At 41.5% G+C, this 25,312-nt stretch carries 22 protein-coding genes; 13 read left to right on the top strand and 9 right to left on the bottom strand.

Features of this window, described 5'->3' with window-relative positions:
* Window positions 1–15: 15 nt before the first annotated feature.
* From nosZ to NYR17_RS03185, 6 genes are read left to right on the top strand one after another with little or no spacing between them, the layout of a single operon-like run.
* Entirely contained in the window at window positions 16–2,019 is a 2,004-nt protein-coding gene (gene nosZ / locus NYR17_RS03210) for a Sec-dependent nitrous-oxide reductase (protein ID WP_302506354.1), read from the top strand.
* A 51-nt stretch (window positions 2,020–2,070) separates the two neighbouring features.
* Window positions 2,071–2,646: a hypothetical protein gene (locus NYR17_RS03205; protein ID WP_302506352.1), complete on the top strand. Its 576-nt coding sequence runs from the start codon at window positions 2,071–2,073 to the stop codon at window positions 2,644–2,646.
* A gap of 33 nt (window positions 2,647–2,679) precedes the next feature.
* A complete protein-coding gene (locus tag NYR17_RS03200) occupies window positions 2,680–3,093 on the top strand; it encodes a nitrous oxide reductase accessory protein NosL (RefSeq protein ID WP_302506350.1) in 414 nt (137 codons plus the stop codon).
* 15 nt (window positions 3,094–3,108) lie between these two features.
* The gene (locus NYR17_RS03195) at window positions 3,109–4,359 is read left to right on the top strand and encodes a nitrous oxide reductase family maturation protein NosD (protein WP_302506348.1); all 1,251 of its coding nucleotides are present in this window, start codon (window positions 3,109–3,111) and stop codon (window positions 4,357–4,359) included.
* A 22-nt stretch (window positions 4,360–4,381) separates the two neighbouring features.
* Window positions 4,382–5,098, top strand: a complete 717-nt coding sequence (locus NYR17_RS03190; protein WP_302506346.1) for an ABC transporter ATP-binding protein — start codon at window positions 4,382–4,384, stop codon at window positions 5,096–5,098.
* Window positions 5,091–5,858: an ABC transporter permease subunit gene (locus NYR17_RS03185; RefSeq protein WP_302506345.1), complete on the top strand. Its 768-nt coding sequence runs from the start codon at window positions 5,091–5,093 to the stop codon at window positions 5,856–5,858. The genes NYR17_RS03190 and NYR17_RS03185 overlap by 8 nt, the downstream gene beginning before the upstream one ends.
* A 2-nt stretch (window positions 5,859–5,860) precedes the next feature.
* On the opposite strand, the gene argS is transcribed toward NYR17_RS03185, so the two are convergent.
* The 3 genes from argS to NYR17_RS03170 all read right to left on the bottom strand — a co-directional run bounded on the left by argS (window position 5,861) and on the right by NYR17_RS03170 (window position 12,217).
* On the bottom strand, window positions 5,861–7,624 hold the full coding sequence (argS, locus tag NYR17_RS03180; RefSeq protein ID WP_302506343.1) for an arginine--tRNA ligase: 1,764 nt from the start codon (window positions 7,622–7,624) through the stop codon (window positions 5,861–5,863).
* Window positions 7,625–7,708: 84 nt separating this feature from the next.
* On the bottom strand, window positions 7,709–9,208 hold the full coding sequence (locus tag NYR17_RS03175; RefSeq protein ID WP_302506341.1) for a SusD/RagB family nutrient-binding outer membrane lipoprotein: 1,500 nt from the start codon (window positions 9,206–9,208) through the stop codon (window positions 7,709–7,711).
* An 18-nt stretch (window positions 9,209–9,226) separates the two neighbouring features.
* Window positions 9,227–12,217, bottom strand: coding sequence for a SusC/RagA family TonB-linked outer membrane protein (locus tag NYR17_RS03170; protein ID WP_302506340.1), 2,991 nt, complete (start codon window positions 12,215–12,217; stop codon window positions 9,227–9,229).
* A gap of 122 nt (window positions 12,218–12,339) precedes the next feature.
* On the opposite strand from NYR17_RS03170, the gene NYR17_RS03165 reads away from it, so the two are divergent.
* The 4 genes from NYR17_RS03165 (at window position 12,340) to NYR17_RS03150 (ending at window position 16,856) form a co-directional block, all read left to right on the top strand.
* Window positions 12,340–12,924, top strand: coding sequence for a ribonuclease HII (locus NYR17_RS03165; protein WP_302506338.1), 585 nt, complete (start codon window positions 12,340–12,342; stop codon window positions 12,922–12,924).
* Window positions 12,925–13,032: 108 nt separating this feature from the next.
* Window positions 13,033–14,058 carry a tetraacyldisaccharide 4'-kinase gene (gene lpxK, locus NYR17_RS03160; RefSeq protein WP_302506336.1) on the top strand — a complete coding sequence of 342 codons (1,026 nt, stop codon included), beginning with the start codon at window positions 13,033–13,035 and terminating at the stop codon, window positions 14,056–14,058.
* Window positions 14,042–14,854 (top strand): purine-nucleoside phosphorylase, encoded by an 813-nt coding sequence (locus tag NYR17_RS03155; protein ID WP_302506334.1) that lies wholly within the window; start codon window positions 14,042–14,044, stop codon window positions 14,852–14,854. The genes lpxK and NYR17_RS03155 overlap by 17 nt, the downstream gene beginning before the upstream one ends.
* A 79-nt stretch (window positions 14,855–14,933) precedes the next feature.
* The gene (locus NYR17_RS03150) at window positions 14,934–16,856 is read left to right on the top strand and encodes an ABC-F family ATP-binding cassette domain-containing protein (protein WP_302506333.1); all 1,923 of its coding nucleotides are present in this window, start codon (window positions 14,934–14,936) and stop codon (window positions 16,854–16,856) included.
* A 13-nt stretch (window positions 16,857–16,869) separates the two neighbouring features.
* Here NYR17_RS03150 and NYR17_RS03145 read toward each other — a convergent pair whose 3' ends face one another.
* From NYR17_RS03145 to NYR17_RS03120, 6 genes are read right to left on the bottom strand one after another with little or no spacing between them, the layout of a single operon-like run.
* Window positions 16,870–18,105 (bottom strand): 3-phosphoshikimate 1-carboxyvinyltransferase, encoded by a 1,236-nt coding sequence (locus NYR17_RS03145; protein WP_438826607.1) that lies wholly within the window; start codon window positions 18,103–18,105, stop codon window positions 16,870–16,872.
* The gene (locus tag NYR17_RS03140; RefSeq protein ID WP_302506978.1) at window positions 18,102–18,428 is read right to left on the bottom strand and encodes a nucleotide pyrophosphohydrolase; all 327 of its coding nucleotides are present in this window, start codon (window positions 18,426–18,428) and stop codon (window positions 18,102–18,104) included. Before NYR17_RS03140 ends, NYR17_RS03145 begins: the two co-directional genes overlap by 4 nt.
* Before the next feature lie 17 nt (window positions 18,429–18,445).
* A complete protein-coding gene (hemW, locus tag NYR17_RS03135) occupies window positions 18,446–19,570 on the bottom strand; it encodes a radical SAM family heme chaperone HemW (RefSeq protein ID WP_302506332.1) in 1,125 nt (374 codons plus the stop codon).
* A gap of 9 nt (window positions 19,571–19,579) precedes the next feature.
* A complete protein-coding gene (locus tag NYR17_RS03130) occupies window positions 19,580–20,533 on the bottom strand; it encodes a PorP/SprF family type IX secretion system membrane protein (RefSeq protein WP_302506330.1) in 954 nt (317 codons plus the stop codon).
* Between the two features lie 34 nt (window positions 20,534–20,567).
* Window positions 20,568–21,626 (bottom strand): RluA family pseudouridine synthase, encoded by a 1,059-nt coding sequence (locus NYR17_RS03125; protein ID WP_302506328.1) that lies wholly within the window; start codon window positions 21,624–21,626, stop codon window positions 20,568–20,570.
* Window positions 21,627–21,653: 27 nt separating this feature from the next.
* The gene (locus NYR17_RS03120; protein WP_302506327.1) at window positions 21,654–22,706 is read right to left on the bottom strand and encodes a PASTA domain-containing protein; all 1,053 of its coding nucleotides are present in this window, start codon (window positions 22,704–22,706) and stop codon (window positions 21,654–21,656) included.
* A 152-nt stretch (window positions 22,707–22,858) separates the two neighbouring features.
* Here NYR17_RS03120 and NYR17_RS03115 point away from each other — a divergent pair, with 152 nt between their 5' ends.
* The 3 genes from NYR17_RS03115 to NYR17_RS03105 all read left to right on the top strand — a co-directional run bounded on the left by NYR17_RS03115 (window position 22,859) and on the right by NYR17_RS03105 (window position 25,305).
* Window positions 22,859–23,290 carry a hypothetical protein gene (locus tag NYR17_RS03115; protein WP_302506326.1) on the top strand — a complete coding sequence of 144 codons (432 nt, stop codon included), beginning with the start codon at window positions 22,859–22,861 and terminating at the stop codon, window positions 23,288–23,290.
* Window positions 23,291–23,374: 84 nt separating this feature from the next.
* Window positions 23,375–24,187, top strand: a complete 813-nt coding sequence (locus NYR17_RS03110; protein WP_302506325.1) for an MbnP family protein — start codon at window positions 23,375–23,377, stop codon at window positions 24,185–24,187.
* Window positions 24,188–24,261: 74 nt separating this feature from the next.
* A complete protein-coding gene (locus tag NYR17_RS03105) occupies window positions 24,262–25,305 on the top strand; it encodes a cytochrome-c peroxidase (RefSeq protein ID WP_302506324.1) in 1,044 nt (347 codons plus the stop codon).
* The last annotated feature ends 7 nt before the right edge of the window (window positions 25,306–25,312 follow it).

Raw genomic sequence — 25,312 nt, 5'->3', positions numbered from 1 at the left:
AAAATTTTATGTCTTATGAAAAATATATATAAACATTTAGGTGTGGCTGTTTTAGCCTCTTCCTTAGCGCTTACAGGCTGTAAGCCAAAAGGAACCGAAAGCGCCGTAAGTGGCGATGCTGCCGAGAAAGTCTATGTGGCTCCCGGTAAGTATGACGAGTTTTATAACTTCGTGAGTGGTGGTTTTAACGGACAAATGGGCGTTTATGGCTTGCCTTCTGGAAGATTGCTCAAAGTTGTTCCTATTTTCTCCCAAAATCCAGAAAATGGTTATGGCTACAGCGAGGAAACCAAGCCAATGCTCCAAACTTCGCACGGTTTTATCCCTTGGGATGACCAGCACCACTTAGAACTCTCCCAAACCAAAGGCGAGGTAGATGGCAGATGGATTTTTGCTAACGCCAACAACACGCCGCGTGTGGCAAGAATAGACTTAAAAACCTTCCGCACGGTAGAAATTTTGGAACTTCCGAACTCTGCGGGTAACCACTCATCACCATTTATTACAGAAAATACAGAGTATGTGGTAGCGGGAACGCGTTTTGCGGTGCCAACGGATGATGCTAATGGCGATGTGCCAATCAACTCTTTCAAACAAAACTTTAAAGGCGTGATTTCCTTCATTGGGGTTAATCCTGAATCTGGAGATATGGACCTTTCATTCCAAATAGAAGCGCCAGGGGTTAACTTTGACTTATCCCACGCTGGAAAAGGAAAATCACACGGCTGGTTCTTCTTCTCTTGCTATAACTCTGAGCAAGCCAACACTTTATTAGAAGTAAACGCCTCTCAGAATGATAAAGACTTCATTATGGCAGTCAATTGGAAAAAAGCCGAGGAGTACCTAAAAGCGGGCAAAGGTAGAAAAGTGAAAACACAGTTTGCACACAATAAATTCAATGAATCTACACAAACTGCCACTTCTACTATGGAGCAAGAGGTAACCGTACTTTCTGCCAAAGAATTGAAGGACCTTTGCTATATGATCCCTTGCCCGAAATCTCCACACGGTTGTGATGTAGACCCAACGGGAGAATACATCATCGGTTCTGGAAAATTGGCAGCACTCATCCCAGTGTTTAGCTTTGATAAAATCCAAAAAGCCATTGCCAATAAAGATTTCTCTGGCGAGTATGATGGCGTGCCTGTTATTAAATATGAATCTGCACTACACGGCGAAGTTCAGAAACCAGGTTTAGGTCCATTACACACCGAGTTTGATGGTAAAGGTAATGCTTACACCTCTATGTTCGTGTCTTCCGAAGTGGTAAAATGGAACATCAAAGAGTGTAAAGTTTTAGACAGACAGCCTACTTTCTACTCTGTAGGACACTTGATGATCCCTGGCGGGGACACTGCAAAACCTTATGGCAAATACTTAGTGGCTTATAACAAAATTACTAAGGATAGATATTTACCAACAGGTCCAGAGCTCACCCAATCAGCGCAGCTCTATGACATCAGCGGTGATAAGATGAAGTTACTTTTAGACTTCCCAACCTTTGGAGAGCCGCACTACGCACAGGCAGCACCAGGAGAATTGATTAGCAAAAATCAGTTGAAATTCTACAACATTGCTGACAATAAAAACCCTTACGCTACCAAAGGCGAGGCTGAAAGTAAAGTGGTGAGAGAAGGCAACAAAGTTCATGTTTATGCGACTTCTATCCGTTCTCACTTTGCACCAGATAATATTGAAGGTATCCGCGTAGGTGATGAAGTTTACTTCCACATTACCAACTTAGAACAAGACTGGGATGTGCCACACGGTTTCGCTATCAAAGGGGCTGAAAATGCCGAGCTATTGATTATGCCAGGTGAAACCTGCACGCTCAAATGGGTGCCTAAAAAAGCTGGAATGTATCCAATGTACTGCACCGACTTCTGTTCTGCACTACACCAAGAGATGCAAGGCTATGTGCGAGTATCCCCTGCGGGTAGCAACACGCCGCTCATCTACAGCTTAAACAACAAAAATGACAATGCAACTGGCCCTGTAAAAACAGGAAGTTCTAACTAATCCATCAAAAAGGGCAGTTTAACCACTGCCCTTTATAAATTTAAGTCGCTTATGAAACCTATTGTTCTAAAACCTATAAGCCGAGTTCTCCTCGCGGTGTGCGGTGTAGCGCTCCTCGCTTCTATCTTTGTACCAATTTGGGCTATTTACTTAGAAGCACCACAGTACCCAGAAGGGCTGTCTATGTTCCTGCACGCCAATAAAATCACGGGAGATGTAGACATCATCAATGGGCTTAACCACTACATCGGGATGCGGAAAATCCATCAAGATGATTTCTGGGAGTTTAAAATTATGCCTTATGCCTTAGGCTTCTTTAGCCTCCTTTGCTTTATTGCCGCTTTTGTTAATAAAAAAAGCCTACTGACCCTCACTTGCATTTTATTTCTTATTTTTGGGGTCGCTTTTATGGTTGATTTTTGGCTTTGGGAGTATGATTATGGGCATAATTTAGACCCTAATGCTGCCATTGTAGTTCCAGGAATGGCGTACCAACCTCCTTTATTTGGCTTTAAACAATTGCTTAATTTTGGAGCTTATTCTTACCCTGACCTTGGCGGTTGGATGATGATTGCTGCGGCAGGCATTTTAATGCTCCTAACCATTTACGAATGGCGAAGAAAATAAAAAACACAATAAATTTTTAAAATCTTATCAAAAATGAAACGACACACAATCCTATCCATAGCCTCTCTATTCGCTTTAAGTTTAACCGCTTGCACCCAAGAAGGTCCACAGCCTATCCAATTTGGAAAAGATGATTGCGACCACTGTAAAATGACGATTACAGAAGACAGCTTCGCTACGGAATTGGTAACAGACAAAGGGCGCGTTTATAAATTTGACGATTTAAGTTGTATGGAGGCTTATGAGAAAGAGCACCCTGAACACGCCGAGAAAGCCCACCTCTATGTTTCTGACTTTTTAGATAAAAAACTGATTCCGCTGGAAACGGCAACGCTCATCTCTGGTGGCGAGATTAAAAGCCCAATGAATGGGAACACTGCCGCTTTCTCAGACTCTCAAAAAGCCGAAGAATACGCCCAAAAACTTAATGCTCAACTTCTCCCTTAATCTTGCCACGCCCCTATGAAATATTTGCTCGTTTGGTGTTTGCTCTGCGTTACTTTTTTTGATGCCAAAATTCGGCGTGTAGGTGCTGGCGAGGCTTATACCAGCATCAAGGAAGCCATTGCCCAAGCCCATAGTGGAGATACCATTTGGGTGACCCAAGGGGTTTATAAAGAGGGCAACATCAGCATTGATAAACCCTTAACGCTCATCGGCGAAAACCGCCCTATATTAGATGGCGAAATGAAGTACGAAATTCTATCTTTTAGAGCCAATCGGATTCATTTAAAAGGGTTTAAAATCATCAATTCTGGAGAAGACGAGGTAGAAAACATCGGTGCGATTAGGCTCTACGATAGCCATTATTCCAGCATTGTAGATAATATTTTTGAGAACAATTATTTCGGTATCTACATCCAGCGCGGCTACCGTTGCCTTATCCAGCACAACCGCTTTACCTCTACCCGAGCTACCTCCCAAGAACGCAGCGGCGATGGCATCCACGCGTGGGTAAGCGCTGAGCTTTGGATTAAAGACAACTATGTCTCTGGCTACAAAGATGGCATTTATTTAGAAAAAGTCATCAATTCTTACATTTATCATAATGTATCTTACAAAAATCTACGCTACGGACTGCATTTTATGTTCTCTGATAACAATGTGTATGTTCGCAATGTATTTCGCAATAATAACGCAGGCGTGGCGGTCATGTACAGCAAAAATGTGGGAATGGCGTACAACCTCTTCAGCGATAATTGGGGCGATGCCGCCTATGGGCTCCTCCTCAAAGATATTTCGTTCAGTAAAATCAAACACAACACTTTCCGAAGCAATACCACCGCTGTGCTGATGGATGGCGCCACCAAAATAGACCTTCAAAATAATGCATTTGAAAACAATGGTTGGGGCTTAAAAATTAATGCCAACTGTATGGAAAACAGGATTTTTACCAATAATTTCATCAACAACACCTTTGATGTTGGCACCAATGGCACGATGGTGATGAACACCTTTAAACACAACTATTGGGACAAATATGAGGGTTATGATTTGGACAAAAACCGCATTGGCGATGTGCCTTATCATCCGCTCAGTTGGTATGCGGTACTAACGGAAAAAAATCCATCGGTGATGTTGCTCTATCGTACTTTTTTCGTGGAGCTTCTCAACAAAATTGAAAAATTCATCCCCAGCTTAACGCCAGAAAACTTCGTTGATGAAGCGCCAATGATGCGAAAAAATACCCTAAAAATGAAAAACAGCGCTTAAAAGTGTAATTTTATAATGTTCTATGATTCATATTCAAAATTTAACCAAAAAGTTTCATCGTTTTACTGCCTTAAAGGACATCAACCTTGATTTTAAAAAGGGAGAATCCATAGCGCTCATCGGTCCTAATGGTTGTGGCAAAACCACGCTCATCAAGTCTATTCTGGGGCTTAATGTGGTGGAGCAAGGCAGCATCTCCGTTAATGGAAAAAGCGTGATGGAGGACTATCACTACCGTGAGCAAATTGGGTATATGCCTCAGATTGGGCGCTATCCTGAAAATATGAGCATTGGGCAGACCATACAAATGATCCAGTCTATACGGAATGTGCCCAAAGCGCAACTGGATACCGAACTGATGGATGCCTATGAGCTAGAACAACTTTTTGACAAGAAAATGAGCACGCTCTCTGGCGGTACCACACAAAAAGTGAGCGCCGTGCTGGCGTTTATGTTCAACCCCAATATTGTGATTTTAGATGAACCTACGGCAGGCTTAGACCCTCTGGCGGCAGAAATTCTGAAACAAAAAATCATCAAAGAAAAAAATAACGGGAAGTTGATCATCATTACCTCGCACCTCCTCAGTGAGTTAGAGGACATCATTACCCAAATTGTATTTATGAATGAAGGGCAAGTGATGGTGCACCAGTCCGTGGAACAACTGAAAGTAGAAACTGGGCAAGCCACCATCTCCGAAGCTATTACCACCATCTTAAAAAAAATGAAGTATGCATAAAACCGCGAAATTCATCGTCTTAGATATTCTAAAAAACAAAGTGATCATCGCCTATGCTTTGGTCTTATTTTTAATCTCTTGGGTGGTCCTCGGTTTAGAGACTAACCCTTCCAAAGCGACACTGAGCCTACTCAATGTGATGCTCTTGGTGGTGCCTTTGGTCAGTTTAATGTTTTCCACCATTTATGTTTATAACAGTAGCCAGTTTATAGAACTGCTCCTCAGCCAGCCTGTGCCAAGGAGTAGAATTTGGATTGGAATTTTTGTGGGGCTTTCTTCTGCCCTTGTTATGGCGTTTCTGATCGGTTGTGCGTTGCCTATTTTCCTGTATGCCTCGCTGAGTACAGGTTTATCTTTGGTGCTTAGTGGCTGTTTTCTTTCGGTGATTTTCACTTCATTAGCGATGTTGGCTGCTATTTCCACCAAAGATCGAGCGAAAGGTGTAGGACTCGCTATTTTCTTATGGCTATTCTTTGGCCTCCTTTATGATGGCTTTTTATTGGTCTTGATGTTCCAATTTGCCGACTACCCTATTGAAGGCATTATGGCGACCTTGGCAGCCCTGAACCCCATAGGGTTATCTCGCATTTTTGTGTTATTGCAATTAGATGTTTCGGCTATGCTGGGCTACACGGGTGCCATTTTCAAACAAATCTTTGGTAGCGGCGGTGGAATGGGCATTTCTTTACTTATTTTGAGCCTGTGGGCATTGGCACCATTTTTATACAGCCTCATTCAGTTCAACAAGAAAAATTTATAGCCTTACATTCTATTCACCACGCCGATACCTAATAGAGACAAGCCTTTTTTAATGGTTTTTCCCGTGAGCGCCGATAATTGCAAACGGAATTGTTTCAGTGCCTGATCCTCTTGAATGAGAATAGGATTATTCTGATAGAAGGCATTGTAGGCTTTCACCAAATCATAAATGTAATTGGCTAAATGGGCAGGGCTAAGGGCTTCTGCTGCTTTCGTAATTACGGGTTTAAAGTTCGCCAATTGCAGCACGAGCTCTTTCTCAAAGGCGTTCATTTCCACTGTGTTGGCAATTTCCTGTGGTTGGAAGTTGGCTTTCTCCAACAGCGATTGTATTCTGGCGTAGGTGTATTGGATGAAAGGTCCTGTATTGCCATTAAAATCAATGCTTTCGGCTGGATTGAAGAGCATTTTTTTCTTAGGATCTACTTTTAGCATAAAGTATTTTAAGGCGCCTAAGCCTACCGTTTCATAAGATTGCTCTTTTTCCTCCTCGCTTAGAGATTCCATTTTGCCTAATTCTTGGGCTTTCTCTTTGGCTGTGAGGTACATTTCCTGCATTAAATCATCGGCATCTACCACGGTGCCTTCACGAGATTTCATTTTGCCGTGCGGCAACTCCACCATTCCATAAGAGAGGTGGTACAAATGCTCTGCCCACGGATAGCCTAATTTTTTCAAAATTTTGAATAAAACTTGAAAGTGGTAATCTTGCTCATTGCCCACGGTATAAATGAGTTGCTGAATATCATTATTTTTAAAGCGCTCCACGGCGGTGCCCAAATCTTGGGTCATATAAACCGAAGTGCCATCTGCACGGAGCAAAAGCTTTTGGTCTAAGCCTTCCTCGGTGAGGTCGCACCACACAGAACCGTCTTCTTTTTTGTAAAATACGCCCTTGTCCAGCCCTTCTTGGATGACATCTTTACCCAAAATATAGGTGTTGCTCTCGTACTGGATTTGGTCAAAATCTACGCCCAATCTGCGGTAAGTTTCGCCGAAACCAGCATAAACCCATTGGTTCATCATCTGCCAAAGCGCTCTTACATCGGCATTCTCTTGCTCCCAGTCTAAAAGCATTTTCTGCGCTTCCACAAAAATAGGCGCTTGCTTTTTGGCTTCTTCTTCAGAAAGTCCGCTGTCTGTGAGTGTTTTGATTTCTTTTTTATACTCTTGATCGAATTTCACATAGTAATTTCCCACCAATTTGTCACCTTTGGTATGGGCGGTTTCTGGGGTTTCGCCATTTCCAAATTTCTCCCACGCCAGCATTGACTTACAGATGTGAATGCCTCGGTCGTTCACAATTTGGGTTTTTATCACCCGATAGCCGTCTTCTTTTAAAATCTGTGCCACGGCATACCCCAACAATATATTTCTAATATGCCCCAAATGCAATGGTTTATTGGTATTCGGCGAGGAATATTCCACCATAATGGTTTCATTTTTAGGGCTTAGCGTGTCAAAATTTTGCTCCACGCCTTGTAGCATTTTCACAAAATATTCTGGCTTGATGCTTAAATTCAAAAACCCTTTAACGACATTAAAATTGGATACGGCATCATTCTCGGCTTGTAGTTGCGCGCCTATTTCTTGCCCTAAGGCATCTGGGCTTTTTTTAAGTTGTTTAACCAAAGGGAAAATAACCACTGTAAAATCGCCTTCAAATGGGGTTTTGTTTTCTTGTACTTCCAATTTAACCTCTGGCAATTGGTAATTTTTCTCGATGAGTTCTGAAATATGTTGCTGCAACTGTGCCTTAATGTCCATAGTCTAAATTTTTAAAATGCAAATATACGGAAAATAAAAAACCACCCCGAAGGGTGGCGTAATATGAATGTATAAAAAACTTATTTAGTAAATATCCCAGAATATTTTTGAAGATACTTTATCACCACCAGACAGTTTATTGGCTGCGGCAGTTACATTGGCTTTATTCAAAAGATATTCTTGGTCTGAATACTTCATTCTCACAGGAACTGATTCTACTGCAGAGTTAGCTGGATTTTTAAATTGTGGATAATCCAATCTTCTCGAAAAATTCCAAGATTGGTATCCTCTATTGAACATTGCAATCCATGCTTGCTCTCCAATTGATTTTTTCCAATCTGCTCCCAATGGGTTATTGGCTACATAATTATCCGCAGAACCAGCATCTACACCATATTCTTCCATAGAGGCTTTAATGGCTTTTGCGAATAAATCTTCTTTTGTTCCTCCCACAGAGTAACCTCTTGCTGCTGCTTCAGCTTTAAGGAAGCTAATTTCTGTGAAATCCAATAGGTACCCTGGTTCATTTTCGCCAGAGATGGCGGATGTGAAGTGGGAAAAGTTAGCAAATGAGTTGTTAGCGCCATATTTACCTCCTTTATAATCTCCACCTACTGTGGTAAACCAAACGGCTCTTCTTGGATCATCCTTACCATTCATTACATCTACTAAAACATCAGATGGGATAAAGTCATTTCTACCTGATGCTACTACATCTAAGTAAACTGGGTTAGCAAATATACCTGAAGGGAATGCCGATAAACCAAAGTTATCATCTTTACCTTCAAAAAGTCCCGCTTGGAAAGCTTCTTCTGCTTTTTGCTTAGATAGCGCAGGGTTTTTGTCTGCAATATTCAATGCTAATTTGAACTTAAGAGAGTTGCCCATTTTTTTCCATTTGGCCATATCTCCACCGTAGATAATATCTTCTGTGTAAGAACTTGCAGAACTATTGATATTAGCAATTGCGGCATCTATTCTCTTGAATAAATCATTATAAATCTCTTCAGCATCATCATACTTAGGCGAAATATACTGTGGATTTCTATCTTTAGTTGATAGTTTTAGAGCATCTGAATAAGGAATATCTCCATAAGTATCTACTAAGTTAGCCCAAGTATAAACACTGATCAATTCTATAATCGCTTTTCTATTATTAACCTCGGCATCAGATAATCTCTCTTTCGATTTTTCCTCTGCTAAGAAAACCTCTGCATCTCTTAATGCTGATAATACCCCTGGAGAGTTAACCGCTCCAGAAGACGAAGACATTAAATAATTATAGTGGTTTCTTGGAATGGGTCTTGTTACCATATCATAATTAGACTCGTCTACATAAGTGGTCTGCGCCCATTGTTGTGTGAAAAAACGATAGATATTTCTATTAACATTAGTTGTAAGTAACTGAGATAACAATGACTGCTCTGCACTTGCCACCAAATTACCTGATGGAATTACTGTCGGTTTCTTAGGGTCTACATTAAGCGCTGTGATATCACTCTCACAAGATACCAATGTAGAAGACAAAGTGGTCCCTAATAGAGCGATCCCCAACAAACTTGATATTTTTATTATATTTTTCATTGTACTATTTTTAATTTTTTAGAATTTTAATGTTATATCTACGCCGATATCTCTAGTAGTTGGGAGTACCCCTACAGAATTACCTTTAGATCTTAAACCTCCTCCTGTACCAGCTTCTGGGTCTGCATAAGGAAGGTTTTTATGGATAATCCATAAGTTTCTACCTACAATTGAGATTTTAGCATCATTGATAAAGGTATTGCTCAACAAAGATTTAGGTAGTTGGTAACCAATGCTGGCTTCTCTCAGCTTAACATACGAAGCGTCATAAACGAATCTCTTGTTCGGCATTCTTCTATATCCATCCACATTACCAAACTGATTAGCGCCTATAGTTGCTGTTGTGTTCACTTGTCCATTCGGGTTTACACCTTCCCAAACCACACCTTTGGTTCTGTAATCTCCAACAGCGGTTTCTTCATAAAGTCCAGTGGCTAAACCATAGTACATATCGGTAGAGAACACATCGCCGCCTTTTTTCACATCAATAAGGAAGCTTACAGATAAGCCTTTGTACTTAAAGCTGTTTCTCACACCTCCTGTCCAATCAGGGTTGATGTTACCTATGACTTTATTAGATTCTTTATAATAGCGTCCACTTTTAGGATCTATTATTTTATTACCGTTAGCATCGTATTTATAATCTGTTCCTTCTAACACCCCAAATGGTTGTCCCACTCTGGCATTAAGGCTTACCCCACCTTGGTAAGAACCTAATAGATAGTTGTCTATTCCAGGGTATAAATCTACAACTTGGTTTTTATTCTTCGCCCAGTTAACATCAATATCCCAACGGAAATCTTTGGTTCTAACTGGTGTTCCGTTCAATTGGATTTCTATACCTTCGTTATTGATTTGACCTGCATTAATCAACATACTTCTGTAACCTGAACCTGAAGCTATTGATACATCTATAATTTGGTCAAAAGTTCTGGTTTTATAGTAAGCGATATCAAAGCCTAATCTATTTTTAAAGAACTGAACTTCCATCCCTGTTTCAAATTCTTTAGAACGCTCTGGTCTCAAGTCCGCATTCGCTAAGAAAGAAGGTTGGTTGAATAACCCTGTTCCATTAAACACCCCTCTTACGCTATATGTGTTTTGGAGTTTATATGGTGTAGTAGAAGAACCTACCTCTGCATAGTTGGCTCTCACTTTCCAGAAGCTTAACCAAGATGGTTTTACTAATTCTGATAGGATTACCGTACCTGTAATAGATGGGTAACCATAAACATTATTTCCTTTTGGTAAGTTAGAACTCTTATCTACTCTATAAGTAGCATCTACGAATAATGTTTTCTTAAAATCAAATGATGCTGTAGCGTAAGCACCTGCTGTTACATATTTTGCAGAGCTTTCTACCGCTGGCAATACTTGACCTGCAGAGTTAGAGATAGCATATAAACCTGGTGCTACTAAGCCGCCTTCTGTAGATTGGTAAATATTATCATAACTATTTCTTCTCACATTACCTCCGAATACCCCTGTAACACCAAGGTCTGAAGTAATATTGAATTTATAGTTAGCAAATACATCAATATTGGTTTCTGATGAATTTCTATTTCCTCTTGCGTATCCAGAAGTTACATTCGCCCCAGAAGTACCGAAGCTTTGTGGTAAAGTACCTAATGCCAATCTTTCTTCGTACAACATTGTTAAATAGTCGTGAGACACTTTAGCGGTTACTCCAAAGTTTTTGCTCACATCGTATTTTAACTGTGCGTAGCTAAAGCTTCTTACTCTGTCATCAGACTGGTAACTTTGATAACGCTGGAAATAAGGGTTGTTCCAGAACTCTGGTCTTCCATCTGCTGCAGATTTTCTATTCCATGTGATGTTCTTACCATCGCTTTTATTATAAGCATCTTGGAGTGCTTTTATATCCACATTGGTTTGCCACCATTGTCTAAAATTGGTAACAATATTATCAGAATACCCCGTTTCATTTCTACCCACTGTATTTTGTAAAGTCAAGGTAGAGTAAACCGTAGCGGTAAGTTTATCATTTAATGCATAATTAAACTTAGCCGATAATGAATTTTTCTTTAATGTAGAGTTCGGCAACAGTCCATTAGATAACATATTGGTATAGTTCAAACTAATGTTGCTGTTCTTGTCTCCTTTATCTATACCAATAGAGTTTACCGTTGTAATTGGAGTTTCAAAGAAAGTAATTGGTCCATTTTTAGCCGCCACCCACGGTGTTGGTTTACCATAGTTAGGGGAATTAGGATCATAAGAATCCCACTGCCATACCAATAAGTTAGGATCAAACTCTCTACCATAAGAAGCATCTTCAGTGAAAGGAACCTCAAGCTCTCCATTAGTTGTGTAATTAAAATATTGTTTATGATCTGGTCCATAATAAGGTCCATACCCTGCACCGTATCTCGTTTGGTATTTAGGGAAAGTAGACTTATCGATAAAGCCCATATTGATGGAAGACTGAAGGGTAACGCCCCAGCTATCATCTTTACCTCTACCGTTTTTAGTCGTAATCACGATAACCCCGTTACTCCCTCTCTCACCGTATAATGCAGAAGCGGCAGCACCTTTCAAGACATTCATAGACTCAATATCCTCCTGATTGATATCCGAAAGGAAGTTACCATAGTCAAATTGTCCAGAATAAGTTGAGTTATTCACTGGAGAACCATCAATAACAATAAGTGGGGCACTATTTCCTGTAATAGATTTAAAACCTCTAATCATAAGGTTAGAAGATCCACCAAAGTTATTATTCGTATTCACCTGTAAACCAGCTACTTTACCAGATAGTAAAGAAGCGACATTTCCCGTATTCGTTGTCCCTGAAGTTAGCGCTTCCGCTTTCACTTCTGTAGAAGCATAACCGAGAGATTTCTTCTCTCTCTTAATCCCTAAGGCAGTAATTACCACCTTATCGATGTCTTTAGTTTTAACAGTATCTGTCTTCGTTTTTTGTGCATCTACAGTCACAAAAGTAGAAGATAGAACCACCGCTAAAACGCTTGTTGTCAATTTCTTCATATCAAAATAAATTTTTCATTGGGACAAGTTTATAACATTTTATTAATATATGCAAATTAAATGTTAAAAAATACTAAATTTGCAGATATAATAATATACAAGCACATAAACCAAGCAATTTTATGAATTTAATAAATAAATGGACTGAAAATTATATAGAAGCTGGTTGTGATGAAGTAGGCAGAGGTTGTCTCTGTGGTCCCGTGGTTGCCGCTGCCGTTATTTTAGATGCCGATATTGAACAAAACCTCATCAACGATTCTAAAAAACTCAACTTCAAAACCCGAAACGCTTTAGATCAATACATTAAAGAACACGCTTTAGACTATTCCATTGCTGAACTCCCACCAGCCTTTATTGATGAGTATAATATCCTCAACGCCAGCATCCACGCAATGCACTTGGCATTAGACCAATTGAAGATCCGCCCAGAGCTCATTTTAGTAGATGGCAACCGCTTTAAGCCTTATCCTTTTATTCCCCACCAGTGCATTATCAAAGGAGATTCCAAAGTGCTTTCCATTGCTGCCGCTTCCATTTTGGCTAAAAATTACAGAGACCGCCTGATGATCAACCTCCACGAAGAATTCCCAGAATACGGCTGGAATAAAAACTTTGGCTATGCCACGCGCCAGCACCGCGAAGCCCTCAAACGCTATGGTCCCACCATACACCACAGGCAGTCGTTTAGGCTCAACTATGATTAAAATCAACCTGAAAAAAGGCATCGTTTTCCTTTAATTTTACCCTTTATCAAAGTCCTTTATGCTACAAAAATCACTATCTTTGCAGCCGTAAAACGCTAACAGGACTCTATGAAAAGATGGTATCTCTACCCTTTCTCTTTACTATATTATATAGGAAGTGCTTTTAGAAACTTAATGTACGATTGGGGCTTATTCCGCTCCACGCCATTCCGCACGCCTATCATCAATGTAGGCAACCTCTCTGTGGGCGGCAGCGGCAAATCTCCAATGGTCATGTATTTAGCCGATTTGTTATCCAAATACTTCCGCACGGGCGTACTCTCACGAGGCTATGGGCGAACCACAAAGGGCTATGGCATCGTGAACTATGACAGCAACTACAAAACCGTGGGCGACGAGGCAATGCAACTTTTCCAAAGGTTCAAAAACCGTTTTGTTATTGGGGTTTGTGAGGACAGGGTCTTCGGCGCTAAGAAAATCATTACCGATATGGATTTAGATGTCCTTATTTTAGATGATGCCTACCAGCACCGCCGCATTAAAGCAGGGCTCAACATCTTGATGACGGATTATAACGATCCTTATTTTAAAGACCACCTTCTCCCCGCAGGAGATTTAAGGGAAAGCCGCAGTGGGATGAAGCGCGCACAAATCATTATGGTTTCCAAGTGCCCAGCCGATATTACCGAAGAGAAAAAACAATATTACCGCTCGCGGATTAAGCCGCAGCCACATCAGAAGGTCTTTTTCTCCACCATCAACTATGATGAAATGGTGGTTTCTCAAACCAAATCTCTGCCTGATAACAATTTAGCCTATTACGATATTTTAGTGATTACAGGCATTGCCAATCCTGATAGTTTCACCAAACATTTGCATCGTTTTAGCAAGAAAGTCAAGCATTTAAAGTTTAAAGACCACCACAACTTTACCGATGCCGACATCAAAAAAATAAGAGAAGAATATAAAAAGTTAGGCGATTACAAGCTCATCTTAACCACAGAAAAAGACTACGCAAGGCTAAAAACCTTTGAGTCTCTCAAAGACCATTTGTTCTATTGGCCTATCCATGTAGAAATAGATAAAATACAAGAGTTTAACGAAATGATAATCAATTATGTTAGAAAAATTTAAAGAAACCGCAGCATTCATCAAAAATATTATTGGTGATACCCCAGATTTTGCCATTGTTTTAGGCTCTGGCTTAGGGCAGTTAAAAGATGAAGTAGAAGCCATACACATCTTAGACTACAAGGACATTCCCAACTTCCCGCAGACCACAGTGGCTGGGCACGGCGGCAAGCTGATTTATGGCATTTTAGAAGGCAAAAAAGTCCTTATGATGAGTGGAAGATTCCACTATTACGAGGGCTATTCTATGGAAACTGTGACCTTCCCGTTCCGTGTATTTCATTTAATGGGTATTAAAAATCTCATCGTTTCCAATGCTTCTGGCGGCGTTAATCCGAACTTTAAAGTTGCCGATGTGATGCTGATAGAAGACCACATCAATATGATGCCTGAGCACCCACTAAGAGGCAAAAACATCGATGAGTTAGGACCTCGTTTTGTGGATATGAGCGAGCCTTATAACAAAAAAATGCTCAGCATTGCCGAAGAAGTGGCTGCCGAAAACCAAATTACAGTTCACCGCGGCGTTTATGTTGGCTTGCAAGGCCCTACCTTTGAAACGCCTGCAGAATACGGAATGGTAAGAGCCATCGGTGGAGATGCCGTGGGGATGAGCACCGTACCAGAAGTTATCGTTGCCAAGCACCAAGGGATGGATGTTTTCGGAATTTCCATCATTACCGATTTGGGCGGACCAGAAATCGCGTTTAATGTTTCTCACGATGAAGTGTTAGCCGCTGCCAACAAAGCGATGCCGAATGTCATCACCATTGTTAAAGGCTTGGTGAAAAATTACTAAACACCACAATAAAAGGTGAGAAAATACCGCATTTTGCCATTTTCTCACCTTATTTTTTTCATTTTTAAAATCAAAATCAATGCTTTCAGTTCAAGGTTTAGGCTTGCATCACTCGGGGAACTACCTCTTCCGCGATGTTAATTTCACAATAAAAAAAGACGACAAAATAGGGCTTGTAGGGAAAAATGGCGCTGGAAAATCTACCCTCCTCAAAATGCTCTCTGGCGAAATCAACTTCTTCGAAGGCGAGGTGACCACCGAAGGCAGCATCAGCATTGGATTTCTCAAGCAAGATTTAGATTTTGTAAAAGGCAGAACCGTTTGGGAAGAAACGATGCAAGCTTTTGAACAAATCAACGCGATGAAGGCAGAGTTAGAAGAGGTCAACCACCAGCTCGCCACCCGCACAGATTACGAAAGCGATGCCTACCACCAGCTCATCCATAGGATGACGGAGCTCAACGACTTGCTCCACCACCACGACGCCTACAATCTGGAAGGCGACACCGAAAAAGTCCTTTTAGGTTTAGGTTTTAAAGCCGAAGATTTTCAAAAAATTACCGATGAATTTTCTGGCGGCTGGCGGATGCGCATAGAACTCGCCAAACTTTTATTACAAAAAAATGACCTCCTACTTTTAGATGAGCCCACCAACCATTTGGATATGGAATCCATCATTTGGTTAGAAAACTTTTTGAAAGATTATTCTGGCGCCATCGTCTTAGTCAGCCACGATAAACAGTTTATGACTGCCGTGTGCAACCGTACTTTTGACATCAACAATAAAAAAATAGACGACTATAAAGCCAACTACACGCAATATTTGGAACTTCGCAAGGAGCGAAAGGAGAAGTTGGAACAAGCCAAGAAAAACCAAGATGCCGAGATTAAACAACTGGAAGACAACATCAACCGTTTCCGTGCTAAGGCTTCCAAAGCGGCATTCGCTCAATCTCTGATGAAGAAATTGGAAAAAATAGAGCGCATAGAGATCGACCAAGAAGATGTTTCTAAATTTAACATTCGGTTTGTGCAGTCCATTATCCCTGGGAAAGTTATTTTTGAAGCCGAAAATTTAGGAAAAACCTATGGCAACAAGCAAGTTTTTGATGGCGTGGATTTCTTTGTACAGCGTGGACAAAAAATAGCGCTCCTTGGGCAAAATGGACAAGGTAAAACCACCCTCGCTAAAATTTTAGCTGGCGAAATTAAAGACTATACAGGCAGTTGGACTTTGGGGCATAATGTGAACATCGGCTATTTTGCTCAAAATCAAGAAGAAGTACTGACCTCCAACAAAACCGTGTTAGAAGAAGCCGAAGATGCCGCCACCGAAGAAACCCGCCCAAGGGTAAGGGATTTGTTAGGCAGTTTCCTCTTCCAAGGTGATGCCGTAAATAAAAAAGTAAAAGTACTCTCTGGTGGAGAGCGGAACCGTTTGGCACTCTGCAAGTTACTCCTTCGCCCATTCAACACCCTGATTATGGACGAACCCACCAACCACTTGGACATTCAGTCTAAAGAAATCATCAAATTGGCACTGCAGAATTTTGAAGGCACCGTGATTGTCATCTCCCACGACAGAGAGTTCCTACAAGGGCTTTGCAACAAAATTTTTGAGTTCCGAGATGGGCAGATGAAAGAATTTTTAGGCAGCATAGATGAATATTTGGAGTACCGAGAAAAAGAAAGCATCCGAGAGGTTTCCATTGAAAAATCCAAGCTTTCACCTAAGCCTGAGCCTACTGAAAAAGCGACACCTCAACAAGCTTCAACCTCGTCAAATTTCATCAGCAAAGAGCAAAAAAATCTTCAAAACAAAATCAAAAAAGTAGAAGAGAAAATTGCCGATTACGAGAAAGAAATTGCCGAGCTGGAAGCTCTTTTTGCCAAAACCAACCCTCAGGAAGAAGAATTGCAAAAATACCAAAGCCTACAAACCGAGTTAGAAGGCATTATGGCAGAATGGGAAAGCCTTTCCGAAGCTTTGGAACAATTTTAATGCGCGCTTAAGCCTATTTTTCCTTTAAAACGGCATCAAAATCTTGCCAAAAACGAGGATACGATTTTTCTACCACCTCGGGGTCTTCTATTTTCAGCGGTGCCACCAAGGCATAAGGCGCAAAACTCATCGCCATACGATGGTCGTGGTAGGTTTTAATCTCAGGGCAAAGCTCTGGCGTAGTGAAAGCCAGCGTTTTAATCGCATCGGCAGAAATTGCCGTTTTCACACCGATTTTCCTAAGTTCATTCTGAAGCGCCACCAGTCGGTCAGTTTCTTTCACTTTTAAAGTGGCTAAGCCCGTAATTTCAAATGGAATTTTGAGTGCTGCCGCCGTTACACAAAGGGTTTGCGCAATGTCGGGACAGTCATTCATATCCAAGCGGATCAACTCTGGAAACTGAAAATCAGGCTGTGGCTCTAATCGGATTTGGTGATGGGGCTCAAACTGGGTTTTGATACCAAAATAAGTGTGATAAAGTTGGGCTAAAACAGCATCGCCTTGTTTAGAATGGGCTTTAAAACTCCCTAAACGAACGGAGTGGCGCCCAATCGCTGCCAATGAATAAAAATACGATGCCGAGCTCCAATCGCTCTCCACCTCTTCAACCGAAATTTTCGGTGCTGATGGCATCGGCTCCACTTGAATGCTCTGACCCCTCCACTCGTTTTTGATGCCCAAATCCGAGAGCATTTGGAGGGTCATTTCTAAGTAAGGGCGAGAGGTGATTTCGCCTTGTAGATTTAAACGAAGCCCCTGCGGCAAGCGCCCACCAATCAGCAATAAAGCGCTAATAAACTGCGATGAAATAGAGGCGGAGATGGTCACTTCGGACTTCATCAGCGTTTTGCCTTTGATTTTTAATGGTGGATAGCCTTCGTTTTCCAAATAGGTGATGTCTGCGCCCAGCATTCTTAGTGCTTCTACCAGCGGTGCTATGGGGCGTTGTTTCATCCGAGAAGAGCCTGTGAGAAGGGTTTCCTTGCCTTCTTGTATTGCAAAATAAGCCGTGAGAAAACGCATAGCGGTTCCTGCGTGATGAATATCCACCTCGGGGGTATGGTTTTCTAAAGCTTGTTTTAATAGATGTGTATCTTGGGCATCAGAGGCGTTTTTAATCTCAAAATGAGGATATAATTTTTGCAAAATCAGCAAGCGGTTGGTCTCACTTTTAGAGCCTGAAATTTGGATTTTAGGGCAAGAGTTCTCTGTCCACTGGCGAAGTTTGAGGGTTTTGGTTTTCATCATTTAAGTTTAAGATTTTGAGCGTGGCGCTCGGCATCACGTTGGGTTTTAAGTTTCATTTTTTGGTCAAAAGCCGCTTGTAAATCGGTACCCGTTTGGTTGGCTAAACACAGCGTAACAAAGAGAACATCTGCCAATTCTTCGCCTAAATTTTTGGCTTGGTCAGAGGGCTTTTCGCTCTGTTCTCCGTATCTCCGAGCGATGATTCTCGCCACCTCGCCTACTTCTTCTGTAAGAATCGCCATATTGGTCAGCTCATTAAAATATCTGACACCAATGGTCTTAATCCACTCATCTACTTGCTGTTGTAGTTTTGTTATTTCCATCATAATATCAATCAAAATTAAGGTAACACAAATAAATCTGCCGCTATGCCATCTGCCATAAACCAATGCCGCTCTGGAATGATCAATCGGTCATCTTTTATTTCCAAAATGCCTGCGCTGAGTTTTTCATTGAGGTTTCTCTGAAATTCTGCATTTTCTATCATTAGAAATTGCCTTAAAGCCTTCATATCTACGCCCCAAATGGTTCTGAGCCCAATCATCAATCGTTCGTTAAATTGCTCGTATTCGGATAATATTTCGGTTTCCAAAGGGCGTTGATTTTCGGCTAAACTTTTGAGGTATAAGCTGTTATTTGCCACATTCCAAGCGCGTTGCTCCGCACCATTATAAGAATGCGCCGAAGGTCCTATTCCTAAATAAGGCTGATACTGCCAATACGCCGTGTTGTGCTTAGAATAAAAATCAGGTTGCGCGAAATTGGAAATTTCATAATGGATGAAACCTGCCGCTTTTAACCGCTCTGAGAGGTAATGAAACGCTTCATTCTGAAAGTCTTCTTTTGGTGCAGGCACTTGGGCTTTGGCGATCCAACTTTGGAGCGCTGTTTTTGCTTCCACCGTGAGGGCATAAGATGAAATATGAGGCACCTGCAAGGCGATCGCCATTTCTAAATTTTTTCGCCAAATAGCCATATCAGAAGTAGGACTGCCGTAGATTAAATCAATACTAACATTCTCAAAACCTGTATCTTGCGCTCGTTTTATAGAAGCTTCGGCTTGGCTGGCATTGTGGACTCTGTTCATCAGTTTTAAATCAGCATCAAAGAAACTTTGAGTTCCTATACTCAACCGATTGACCTCCGTATGTGCCAAAGCTTTTAAATATTCTGGCGATAAATCATCAGGGTTGGCTTCTAAGGTGATTTCTATATCAGGCTTAAAATCATAATATTTTAGTACCTCATCTATCAACTGTTGAATTTCTGCAATCGTAAGAATAGAAGGCGTGCCGCCACCAAAATAAAGGCTGGAAATCTCAGACATCGGCAATTCTCCCGCCCTTAGCATCAGTTCTTTTTTCAATGCCAAAAGGAGGTCTTCTTTTTGTCTCAAAGAAGTGGAAAAATGGAAATTACAATAACTGCACTTCTGCTTACAGAACGGGATATGAATGTAAACCACCTGCTAATTTTAACGGTAACGGAAGCCCCGAGGGTTGATGAAATTCTCAAACGCATAGCCTATACTCAGCATAAAACTATTGCCGCCAAATGCTGCCACCTGCGATAGGTTAAAATTATACGCTGCCCCAAAAGTAAAACGGCTGAACCGAGCTTTGATGATTGGAGAAAATGCCAGCTGCTCACTACCAGTTACAGATTTTGCCGTCCGATAGCTGATGCCCCCTGCAAAATAATCTTCATCTTGTTGAAACCTCGCCATAAGGTTTAGATCTACCAAGCGAGAAGAATTGGTATTCAGATTGACCAAAACCGAAGGCTCTAATGCCAGCACCTCTGTAAACGCCCAGCGATACCCGCCTTGAATAAAAAATTTGGTTGGCGAAGGCTCTATCCCATTAACGATGGCTTTTTGGTTGCTCAGCGGAATATCTACCACGGCAGCACTTCCAAAAAAGCCTTTGTAGGTGGCTTGCATCCCAATATTAGAATAGGCGATAAAAGCGCCATTGCTGTTGCTTTGCAAAAGTGGATCGCCGCTGTCTTTAGGATTGAGCTGTGATAAATCCACATTGGTATTGTATAAATTAACACTGGTACCGAAGGAAAATTGGTCTTGACGCCCGTCCTCATCACTCAGTGGAATAAAATACGAAACCCCAAACGCAATGCCATTGGCAGAAATAGGACCGTTCTGGTCTCTAAAAAAATAAGCACCGCCCCCCACTCGATCAAAAATATTGGCATGAACGCCTACAGACTGAACATTAGGAGATTCGCTGAATTTGGTAAATTGCTTTTGATAATTGGCATTGAGTACCACATCATCAGACTCGCCGAAATGAGCTGGATTGAACAAATAGGCGCCATCTAATAAATATTGCTGGTAATACGGAACGGCTTCTTGGGCTTTAAATGCTATAAAACCTAAAAATCCTAATATCAATGTTAGCTTTGTTTTCATCTTTTCAAGGTGTTTTTTTGTTATTCGCCTTTTTTTAATCACGGCCTAAATAGGTGCGCCACTTGTCCACCGCTTGTTGCATATCCTGCGGCATAGGACTTTCAAAGTACAACTCCTTTTTGGTGGTAGGGTGTACAAAGCCCAAAGTGTGCGCGTGCAGGGCGTGCCTTGGTAGAACTTCAAACACATTCCGAACAAATTGCTTATACTTCGGTAGGTTAATGCCTCTTAATATCTGATGCCCTTCATAGCGTTCATCGTTAAAAAGCGTATGACCAATGTGCTTGAAATGGGCTCTAATTTGATGCGTTCTTCCTGTTTCCAGCTTACACTCTACCCAAGTCATATATTTAAAGCGTTCTAAAACTTTGTAATGGGTAACGGCGTGCTTGCCATGGCTGCCATCTTCAAAAACTGCCATCTGCATTCTATTTTTAAGGTGCCGCCCAATATGCCCTCTAATGGTGCCTTCATCTTCTTGGAGATTGCCCCAAACAAACGCCCAATAAAGGCGCTTGGTGGTACGCTCAAAAAATTGTTTCGCTAAGAAACTCATCGCATACTCGTTCTTGGCAATCACCAAAAGTCCCGAGGTATCCTTATCAATCCGATGCACCAGCCCCACTCTGTCTAAATCGGTTTTGAGTCCATTCTTTTCAAAATGATACGCCAAGGCATTCACCAAAGTGCCATCCCAATTGCCAAACCCAGGGTGCACCACCATTCCAGCTTCTTTATCCACCACCAGAACATCATCATCTTCATAAACGATATTCAGCGGAATATCTTGTGGGATAATCACATTTTCTCTCGGCGGATGGGTCAGCAACACCGAAATATGATCCCCTGGTTTTACTCTATAATTTTGTTTTACGGGAACGCCATTAACCACCACATTGCCCGCTCTACAGGTTTGCGAAATTTTATTCCGAGAAGAGTTTTGCCTAAAAATGAGGAGATATTTATCTATCCTTAGCGGTTCTTGTTTTTTATCCACCACCAAGTTGAGATGCTCGTACAAACCGCCATCTTCTTCGTTTTGGTCATCTGTCCACGGCGCTTCGGTCTCAAAATCGTTATAATCTTCTGCCATATGTTTCCGCTGATTGTAATAGCGTTTTTATTCTATGATGATTTTCTTTGCTTTAGGTTTTTCTTCCGCTTTAGCCTTTGGTGCTGGCTTTTCTGCGGCAGGCTTGGTTTCTGGAGCTTTAGGTTTTGGAGCTTCTTTTTTCTCTGGCTGAGGCGCTGGTGCTGGCTTAGGCTTTGGTGTCTCTTCCGTAGTAGGCTCTATATTTTTTGGTTTTTGTGGCACTACCACAGGCTCCGAAGGCGTATAAATAGGCTCTTCGTACACAGGCGACACAGGCTCTGTCCGCACTCTATACACTTGATCCAGCTCATTGATTTTGTTTTGCATCTCTGCCAAAGTTTTCTTGGTTGCCCAGATATCAACCTGCATTCCTTGGTCTCTTAGAGCGCCTGGTGCTGGGTCTTGGTAATAAACTATATCACTATCATCATTATCACCATCTTCGTGCTCCACTAATCCTAAAGCAAAGTAGTTTTGCTCTATCACTTGCTTGGCTTGCGCTACGGTCATTCCCACCACATTAGGCACGGCAATATTACGCCTTGGTCCTGTACCGATTACCAAATCAATTACCGAAAATCTCGGTAAGGTAACGCCTGGTTTTAGTGGTGTGCCATTGTATTTCATCCCAATGATGGCATCAGGCTGAATGCTCGGCTCATAGATGGTATCGCCTATTTTTAGTCCTACCCTTTCCAACTGGACAAATGCGGTGTTTTTGTATCGGTTGAGGACATCTGGCACGGTCACTGGCGCCCAAGTTCTCGGGTTCACTCTCAGCCTTACAGAGCGGCTTTCCTTCACGCGAGAGCCCGCCGATGGATACACCTGCAATACTTGGAAGGCTTTATACTTAGGGTCATATTTTCCGCTGTCTATTTCATAGTCTAAGCCTGCATCATCTAAAACTTTAATGGCATTGTGCATAGACATATTGACCACATTAGGCACTGGGACTTCTTTACCATGGTCGGTATGGACTTCTAACCAACGGAAGGTCAACCACACTAAACCGATCAGCACGCCTATGGCAATCACTAAATTAAGTAAAACTTTCCAGTGGAAAAGAGATTTAAACATAACTTTCTATATTAAAAAACTAAGAGCAAAGATAATACTTTCTATTGAAGTAGCCCTAATGATGTTCAAAATAAGCCTTATCATTTATCATTAGTAACGGCAAACTAAGCCTTACCAAGGGACCATCAACTGATTTTTATCATTCAAGGATTATGATTAGAATCATATTCTATTGGGCAGAATACTTATACCTTTGGGATATGAAAAAATGGTTTGGTATAGGGATGTCTCTTTTGGTACTTTTGCTCGCTTTGCAGCAGAGTATCATCATCCTTCATTTCAAACTTAACCAAGATTTTATAGAGCAAAATTATTGCATCAACAAAGCACGCCCACAGCTCAACTGCCACGGTAAGTGTCAATTAGAAAAGGAACTCAAAAACACCACTGAACCTACTTCTGTGCAAGGTTTTAGCCTTTATGAGCCTATCGTATTTCCGCCCATCTCGGCAGAATATACCCCACCAATATTACGAATTTTCTATACGCCGCTCCCTAAAACGGCATATTCCGAAAAGTTAAAATTACAAACCTTTATCCGCGAAACTCTGCGTCCGCCTACGGTTTCATTTGTTTTTTCTTAGATGCCATCAGCGTTCTACATTTAAAATGATAGAAGCGGTTGGTCTTATTTTATTAAACGATTCAACTTTAAAATTAAAAAAACAATGAAAAAATATATGATGCTGTGGGTTGCCATAGCCAGTTTATTCGTGATATCTTGTAACCGTGATAGCGAACCAGAAATCAAATCTAACGAACACAACAACCTAACTCTTAAATTTGAAAACATCTATAATCAACAAGCGATGGCTGGGCTCAGCGGAACTTATACTTCCAAAGCTGGACAGACATTCAAATTTCAAACTTTAAAATACATCATCAGCGATGTTACCCTCATCAAATCTGATGGTTCCGAATTCAAATACCACCATTTAGACCCTGACCAAGGCGCCTACATTATAGACCAAAGCGAAGCCAGCACCACCCATAATTTTGTTTTAAAAGACATTCCAGCTGGAGATTATAAAGCTGTGCGCTTTGGGTTGGGCATTGCGCCTGAAGCCTTTGTTTTAGGTGAAAATAAGCAAGCGACATTTTGGGACAAAGCCAAAAAAGCAGGAATGGGCTGGTCTTGGGCTTCAGGTTATAAATTCGTGAATTTAGAAGGCGTTTACGGTCAAGATTTAAGCCAACATTTTAAAATCCATATCGGAAACATCGGTAATCCCGAGGTTTCTAAAACTCCGAATGTCTATAAAATCGTTCAGTTAGATTTGCCACAAACCGCAAAAGTTCGACAAGAAATAGCGCCAAAAATCCATATTATGGCAGATGTTTACCAGGCTTTGAGCGGCAAACACAGCATTACCCTCAGCCCAGACAACCACGAGGGTATGCACCCAAGCAAAACCATTGTGCAACAGGTTTCAGAAAACCTTGCGGAGATGTTCCATGTAGACCATGTACATAACGATTAACCTTTTTAGTTGAACCTCTAAGCCAAAGGGAGGCGCCAACACGGCTTTCCTTTGGCTTCTTATCTTTTTAAACAATGAAATCTTATTATCTTGCCATTCTTATGGTTTTTGGGATACTTTGGGCGTGCCGAAATGATGATAACACCGCTCAACTCCCTATAGATCAGCCTTATCATCTGGCATTGCCTTCCCATTTTCCTGCGGTGCAATATGCATTAAAAGACAACCCGCCCACCCAATATGGCGTGGCATTAGGCAAAAAACTCTTCTACGATGGACGCTTAGCCAAAGACAATGCCGTGGCATGTGCTTTTTGCCATATTCAAGAGAATGCCTTTACCCACCACGGACACAGCGTAAGCCACGGCGTGGAAGGTCGCGAAGGCATCAGAAATGCACCGCCCATACAAAATATGATTTTCCTAAAACGCTATATGTGGGACGGCTCTGTAACACAGTTAGATATGCAGCCCATCATCCCCATTTCTACCCACGAGGAAATGGATGAAACCATAGAAAATATCATCATCAAAATAAAAGATGATACCGAATATCAGCGGTTGTTTTCCATTGTTTATGGTGATAAAAACATCACGGCAGAGCGCATTTTAAAGTCTATTACGCAGTTTATGGCGACTTTAATTTCTGCCAACAGCAAATACGACCGTGTGATACGCCACGAAAGCGAATTCACCCCAGAGGAAGCCCAAGGTTACGCGGTTTTTCAGAATAAATGTGCCAGCTGTCACACCACAGCGCTCTTTACCGATGAAAGTTTCCGAAATACAGGCATTCCCTACAACCCAATAACCCAAGATGAAGGCAGAAAAAGGGTAACAGGCAAAGCGGAAGATTTTCTAAAATTCCGAGTGCCGAGTTTGAGAAATGTAGCCTACACTGCGCCTTATACGCACGATGGCAGGTTCTACACCCTAAAAGCCTTGTTGGATTTCTACGATAGCGGTATGGAGGATCAACCCAACTTAGACCCCGAGTTCAGAAAATACCCTGGGCGTGTGGGCATCCGCCTTTCCGAAGCTGAGAAACAGCAACTTATCAAGTTTTTAAATACCCTTAGTGACCCTCAATTTATTAGCAACCCTAATTTTTCAGAATAATATGAAA

This window comes from Riemerella columbina, from assembly GCF_030517065.1.
In the GTDB taxonomy this organism is placed as follows: domain Bacteria; phylum Bacteroidota; class Bacteroidia; order Flavobacteriales; family Weeksellaceae; genus Riemerella; species Riemerella columbina_A.
This window is presented reverse-complemented; position numbering and strand designations above follow the sequence as displayed.